The sequence below is a fragment of the Nocardia sp. NPDC059195 genome (assembly GCF_042754695.1).
GTDB lineage: Bacteria > Actinomycetota > Actinomycetes > Mycobacteriales > Mycobacteriaceae > Nocardia.
Genome location: NZ_JBHZBG010000064.1, coordinates 1 through 2,302 on the forward strand (window position 1 = coordinate 1; position 2,302 = coordinate 2,302).

Consider the following 2,302-nt stretch of genomic DNA (forward strand, 5'->3'; position numbering starts at 1 on the left):
CGCGATCATCGCCGACCCACGCCAACAGGTCTCCTCGATCGAGGTCTTCGACGAACACGAACTCGCCCAACTGGCGAAGTTCTCCAACCGGGCCGCGCTGGCCGGAACCACAGCGGCGGTGTCGATCCCGGAGTTGTTCGCCGCACAGGCCGAACGCACACCGGACGCCGTCGCGATGGTCTTCGAACAGCAGAAGTGGACCTACCGCGAACTCGATGGCGCGTCGTCGCGGTTCGCACGACTGCTCATCGATCGAGGTATCGGTCAAGGCGATGTCGTCGCGTTGATGCTGCCGCGGTCAGCCGACGCGATCGTGTCGATCCTGGCTGTACTCAAGGCGGGGGCGGCGTATCTACCGATCGACGTGCATCACCCCGACGAGCGGGTCGGATTCATGCTCGCCGACGCGACACCGGTCGCGGTCATCACCGACCGGAAGTACACGTCCCGGCTGACCGGCCACGAACTGCCGGTCATCGAAGTCACCGATCCCGTAACGATCACCACAACCGCTGCGCCACTGAGAGTTCCGTCAGCATCGGCGCTGGCGTACATCATCTACACCTCCGGCACCACCGGCACTCCCAAGGGCGTCGCCGTCACCCACGAGAACACGACCCAGTTGTTCGAGTCGGTGCGTGGTTCCGGCTTTGCTCCACAGGCAGGGCAGGTGTGGACCCAGTTCCACTCATACGCGTTCGATTTCTCGGTGTGGGAGATGTGGGGCGCGCTGCTGTTCGGTGGCCGACTCGTCGTCGTCCCGGAGTCAGTGGTGCGATCACCGATCGACCTGCACCGACTGCTGCTCGACGAGCAGGTCACCGTCTTGAGCCAGACGCCTTCGGCGTTCCACGCCCTGCAAGCAGTCCAGGACATGCACCCGGATTCACGACTGCTCGAACTCGAAACGGTCATCTTCGGTGGTGAAGCACTCGAACCCCACCGGCTGGCTTCGTGGTGGAGCCGGTACCCGGACTCACCACGACTGATCAACATGTACGGCACCACCGAGACGACTGTGCACGCCTCGATCCGGGAACTCTACAGGTCCGACGTGGGTGGCACAGTCAGCCCGATCGGTGCTCCGTTGAGCAACCTCGCCTTCTTCGTGCTCGATGAGGGACTGTGCGAGGTACCCATCGGCGTCGCGGGCGAACTGTATGTCGCGGGTAGCGGTCTGGCTCGCGGCTACCTGCGTCGGCCGGGACTGACGGCGGCGCGGTTCGTGGCCTGTCCGTTCGGACAGGACGGGTCCCGGATGTACCGCACCGGCGACGTCGTGCGCTGGACCAGCGAGGGCGAACTCGAGTACGTGGGTCGCAGTGACGACCAGGTGAAGATCCGAGGTTTCCGGATCGAACTCGGCGAAGTAGGCGCCGCGCTCACCGGGGTGAACGGGGTCGATCAGGCCGTGGTGGTCGTCCGCGAGGACCAGCCCGGCAGCAGGCGTCTCGTCGGGTACGTGACCGGTGCGGTGGACTCCGCCGTCGTGCGATCGTCGCTCGGGACGCAGTTGCCCGAGTACATGGTTCCCGCCGCCGTAGTGGTGCTCGACAGTTTGCCATTGACAGTCAACGGAAAATTGGACAAACGAGCCCTGCCCGCACCCGACTACCTAGGGAATGGGAAGAGATATCGGGCGCCTTCGACCCCGACCGAAGAATCGCTCGCCTCGATCTTCGCCCAGGTACTGGGATCGGAGCGAGTCGGCGTCGATGACTCGTTCTTCGATATCGGTGGTAATTCGCTGCTGGCGATGCAGGTGGTTTCGGCCATTCATGAGGCGTTCGGCGTCGAGATCACGGTGCGTGCGTTTTTCCAGGCACCGACGGTCGTGCAGCTGGCGGCGGGTGTGCAGACAGACGCTCTGCCGAAGAAGAGTTCCTCACGACCGGTTCTTCGGAGGTACTCGCGTGATATCGAGTGATTTCGCGTGAACCGTCGAATATTCAAATCTGCTAGATCTCAGAGGATTTAATCAATGATTCCGTTGTCGTTCGCTCAGCGCCGGTTGTGGTTCATCCACCAATTGGAGGGTTTGTCAGCGACCTACAACATCCCGCTGGTGCTGCGGTTGCGCGGTGAGCTCGACACGCTGGCACTGGGGTTGGCGATGGCTGACGTCGTCGAACGGCACGAAAGCCTGCGAACAGTGTTCCCGTCCGTCGACGGGACTCCGCACCAAGTGGTCATTCCCGCTGATCAGGTCGACTTCGGATGGGCCGTTGTCGACGCGGAGTCGTGGCCGTCGCAGCGGCTGGCGGATGCGGTCGCCGGGCTGGCGCGCTACGAATTCGACCTC

2 protein-coding genes are annotated in these 2,302 nt (G+C 63.4%); both read left to right on the forward strand.

Annotated elements, in window-relative coordinates:
* Positions 1-1,927, forward strand: a 1,927-nt coding sequence (locus tag ACFXKN_RS33410) for an amino acid adenylation domain-containing protein (protein ID WP_379434792.1), incomplete at its 5' end; no start/stop codon positions are given.
* A 54-nt stretch (positions 1,928-1,981) separates the two neighbouring features.
* Positions 1,982-2,302: condensation domain-containing protein (locus ACFXKN_RS33415; protein ID WP_379434794.1), on the forward strand; the 321-nt coding region annotated here is incomplete at its 3' end.